A 4,115-nucleotide genomic window follows, 5' to 3' on the forward strand; every position below is an offset into this window, starting at 1 on the left:
GTCGAAGACGAACCCGTCGAGCACCGCCGCCAGCCGCTCCCGTGAGGCGGTCTGCGCGAACGTGCGCCACGTCTCGGTCGGCAGCAGCGTCAGGTTGCGCGTGGTGCCGGCGGAGTCGGCCAGCCGCCCGGCGGCCCGGCGCGAGGCGTCGCTGTAGGCGTAGATCGCCGCGCGCAGGTCGGTGCAGACCCGGTCGAGCTCAGGCCAGCGGGTCAGGATCGTGCCGTGCAGCCCCTGCGCGCGCCGCGCGATCTCCTCGGTGCCCCAAAGCTTGGGGGCCTGCTCGCGCAGCTCCTCGATGGTGCCCATGGTGAGCGTGACCAACTCGAGCGCCCACAGCCGGAACGCCCGCGTCAGGTTGACGGCGCTCTGCCCGGCCTCCTCCATCGTGGTGCGCGGGTCGGCGACGTTGAGGTCCTCGAGCGCCAGCAGCCGGTGCATCTCCGACTGACCGCCGTCGTCCATCATCCGCCGGACGAACATCAGCCCGACCACGCTGGTGAACGACGCCCGGTAACGCAGCTGGTTGGGCTTGGGGAACACCTCGCGGATCGCCCCGAGCCCCTTGAGCACCCGCAGCCGGTTGTCGAACTGGTCGGCGGGATAGGCCCGGCAGGCGAAGCGCATCTGCTCGTGCGTCAGCCACTCCTCGCCCGCCTCGGCGAACGCGGCGAACAACGTCTCGGCGATGTCGACCAGAACCGGATCGTCGACCACCGCCCCGCTGTCGCGGGCCAGCGCGGCGAACATGCGCCGGTAGGTCGACAGGACGGCCTCGTCGGTGAGGACCGCGTCGAGGGTCAGAGGCTGTTCAGGCACGGGGACCAAGGTACGGCTTCGCACCGACACTCTCCGCCGTCTCCCGGCGAACCCATGCCCGTACCAGCGAGTACATACGCGCGAGCGACGGCTGGGCGCTAAGGTGATGGCCGGTAAGGCGGGGGCAAAACGCTCTGTAACTGTGCATACGGGGTGAGTTAGCGGTGCGGACGCGCATGCTCCGGGGCGACCGGGGCACGGCAGCGATCGCCTCCGTGGTGGCCATGGCCCTGGTCGCGGCGGCGGCCTGGTTCGGTGTGGGCGTGTCCAGCACCGGCCCCAAGCTGGCCGACGTCGGGGGTACCGCCGCCAACAACGACATCAGTGACACCCTGGTGACTCCTGCGCTCCCTGAAGAGAGCGGCTTCTCGCTGAACCGCTTCCGCAGCCTGGCGAAGGGCAAGCCCTGCCCCAAGGATGTTCCTGGTCGTGTTCACGTCGGCGTGCGCGACATGCCCGCACGCCGTGCATCGGAACGCGGCTCGGGTGAGGCGGCTCTCCCACGCGCAGTGTCCGCAGCGGGCACACGTGCGGGAGGTGCGGGCGGGGTTCACCGCGATCAGCTCTCGACCGGTGCTTTCAGCCTTGTGCGCCAGGTTACGCTGGGCGGCGGCCAGCCGCTCGGCCGAGGCCGCCAGGTGGTGCTGGTCGGCCAGGTGCCCGTCCGGGTCCGCTCGGCGGATCTCCCTCAACTCCGCCGACTGGTCCCCGTGCCGGACCGAGACACCGGCTCGCGCGCAGGCAGTGCGGCGCTGCTCCAGCGCGGCGTTGTACAACTGCCGGTGGTCCTCCAGACACGCCGCGAGCGCGGCGGCCTGCCTGGTGGTGGGTCGCAGCAGGAACGTGAACGATCTGTGCACACCCACCTCCACACGTTCGGTAACGAGACCACCACGGTATCGGCAGGCGCCGACAAAACCCGGAAGGACATCCGTGATGCGCGGACTTGACAGCTCAGGGCACCCTCGGGCCTTGGCGGCCCTTCCGCTCCCGATTCCCCCGTTTTCTGAAGACGACGGTCCCCTCGGGAGACCCTGATGGCCACACCGCGCGGCGGGTTCCCGGCCGCGCCGCTCTACCAGTGCACCGACTGAGAAGGGGACTCAGTTGACCCAGTACCACCAACAAGACCATTTCGAACAGGCGGTGCAGCCGTACCATCAGCCGCAACAGCAGCAGCCGCCACAGCAACCGGCCCAGCTGGCCGGTCAGTTCGCCCAGCGTTTCCAACTGCTCGCCGGCAACATCGAACGCATCATCCGGGGCAAGCACGAGGCCATCGAGCTGGCCCTGATCTGCCTGTTCTCCGAAGGGCACCTGCTCGTCGAGGACGTGCCCGGCACCGGCAAGACCACGCTCGCCCGGTGCGTCGCCGCCAGCGTGGACGCCGAGTGGCGGCGCATCCAGTTCACCCCCGACCTGCTGCCCAGCGACATCACCGGCGTGTCGATCTACAACCAGGCGCACCAGAAGTTCGAGTTCCACCACGGGCCCGTCTTCGCGAACATCGTGCTCGCCGACGAGATCAACCGGGCCTCGCCGAAGACCCAGGCCGCGCTGCTGGAGGTCATGGAGGAGCGCAGGGTCACGGTGGACGCCGAGCCGCATCCGGTGCCACGGCCGTTCCTGGTGGTGGCCACGCAGAACCCGGTCGACATGGACGGCACGTACCCGCTGCCCGAGGCCCAGCTCGACCGGTTCCTGATGAAGATCTCCGTCGGCTACCCCGACCACGTCTCCGAGGTCGAGGTGCTCAAGGGCATGCCGACAGGGCCGCAGGTCGAGCGGCTGCCCGTCGTGGCGCGGGCGTCCGACGTGTCCGGCATGATCGACTTCGCCTCGCGCATCCACGTGGCCGACCCCGTCTACGACTACATCGTGGCGGTGTGCGCCGCCACCCGTGCCAGCCCGCACCTGCGGCTCGGCGCGAGTCCCCGGGGCAGTCTCGCGCTGCTGCGCGCGGCCAGGGTCAAGGCCGCCGCCGCCGGACGCCACTACGTCGTCCCCGAGGACGTCAAGGCGCTGGCCGTACCGGTGCTCGCGCACCGCCTGATCCTCACGCCCGAGGCGGAGCTGCGCGACGTCACCACCGCGGCGGCGCTCGGCGAGATCCTCGCCGGGATGCCGGTGCCGCAGGCGGCGTAGGGTCCGGCCGCGCCCACCCCGCTGGGTCGGGGCACGCTCGCCGGGTCCGTGCTGCTGTACGCGGCGGGGTTCGCGCTCGGCTACCCGGAGCCCGTCGTGCTCGCCACGGGCACGCGGAGCCTCCGCTGTGGCGTTCGGACGGTTCGTTGACCGTGCGCACGCCCGGCGGCACTGTCACCCTTCAGCCGCCGTACACCAGTGATTGCCGTTTCCGGCACGCACAGTGTGACCGATGTTTTACTATGAGTGCGCGATCGCAGGTAGGAAGGGTCGCAGCCCGAAGGGGCGCTCCTCCACCCTCCGGCCCGCAGTCGGCGCCTCCTCTCCGGCGCCGGATCGCCCACTGCTCGGGCTCACCCCCCACGGGGGTGAGCCCGCTGCGTGTCTCCGCCTCGCTCGGTCGACCATCTCGTGGAGGGTCTGTGCGGTGGCGGCGCGGGTGAGCCGCGACTCGAGGTGATCGTGTTCGGGTGTCCTGCGGGACGTCGAAGCCGTGAGCGGCCGGCGGCCAGTGCCGTGGCGAACGCCTCGCTGACCTTGCGGTCGCGGCCGTGGACCATGACCGACATGGCCGCGAGGTCCAGGTGGTCGGCGGCCTGCCGGGGATCGGTGACGGCGGGAATGTCGTCCCGTCCCGGCACCCGGGCCTGGAAGCGGTAACCGGGCAGCCCGGAGTCGATCGGCTCCGCGTAGTGGGCGGCGTCTTCACCTACGTCGGCTGCGAGCACCTCCTGCTGGGCCTCGTCGCCGAGCCCGACGGGGTGGCGGGTCAGGTCCTGCGCGGGCTGGGCGCCGAACCCCGGCTCGCCCGGCGCGCGGTGGTGGCGGCCCTGGCCGGGTACGTGCACCTGCGCGGCGAGGCTCAGCAGGGCACCCCGGCGGCCCAGGCCGGTCAGACGGCGGGCGAGTCCGCCGTGCAAGCGAGGCTGACCGCGGCGATCCGCCAGGAGCTCCAGCCGTTCGTCCAGCGCCTCGAACGTCTGGAAGAACGCCTCAGCCAGGACGCCTGAGGCCCGCACGTGATCGCCACCGGCCGGCAGCGTGCTCGCGCCGCGCTACGCGCCGCCATCGTCACCGTGGTCGTGGTCGGCATCGTGATCGCGGCCACGTGGTGAGCGCGGCGACGGCGGGCGCAGGACGGATCGCGGGGG

The 4,115-nt window shown here is 71.3% G+C and carries 4 protein-coding genes; 2 read left to right on the forward strand and 2 right to left on the reverse strand.

The window, feature by feature from the left end; all coding sequences use genetic code 11:
- Nucleotides 1-819 (reverse strand): hypothetical protein (locus E1267_RS42780; RefSeq protein ID WP_132341903.1); only part of this gene is annotated, 819 nt, incomplete at its 3' end.
- A gap of 158 nt (nt 820-977) precedes the next feature.
- Entirely contained in the window at nt 978-1,691 is a 714-nt protein-coding gene (locus tag E1267_RS42785; protein WP_342774963.1) for a zinc ribbon domain-containing protein, read from the reverse strand.
- A 235-nt stretch (nt 1,692-1,926) separates the two neighbouring features.
- Between E1267_RS42785 and E1267_RS42790 the strand changes: the two genes are divergently transcribed.
- Both E1267_RS42790 and E1267_RS42795 read left to right on the forward strand, forming a co-directional pair.
- On the forward strand, nt 1,927-2,964 hold the full coding sequence (locus tag E1267_RS42790; protein ID WP_220449939.1) for an AAA family ATPase: 1,038 nt from the start codon (nt 1,927-1,929) through the stop codon (nt 2,962-2,964).
- A gap of 551 nt (nt 2,965-3,515) precedes the next feature.
- Nucleotides 3,516-3,974, forward strand: a complete 459-nt coding sequence (locus E1267_RS42795) for a Clp protease N-terminal domain-containing protein (RefSeq protein WP_246064720.1) — start codon at nt 3,516-3,518, stop codon at nt 3,972-3,974.
- The last annotated feature ends 141 nt before the right edge of the window (nt 3,975-4,115 follow it).

The sequence above is a fragment of the Nonomuraea longispora genome, assembly GCF_004348345.1.
Taxonomy (GTDB): domain Bacteria; phylum Actinomycetota; class Actinomycetes; order Streptosporangiales; family Streptosporangiaceae; genus Nonomuraea; species Nonomuraea longispora.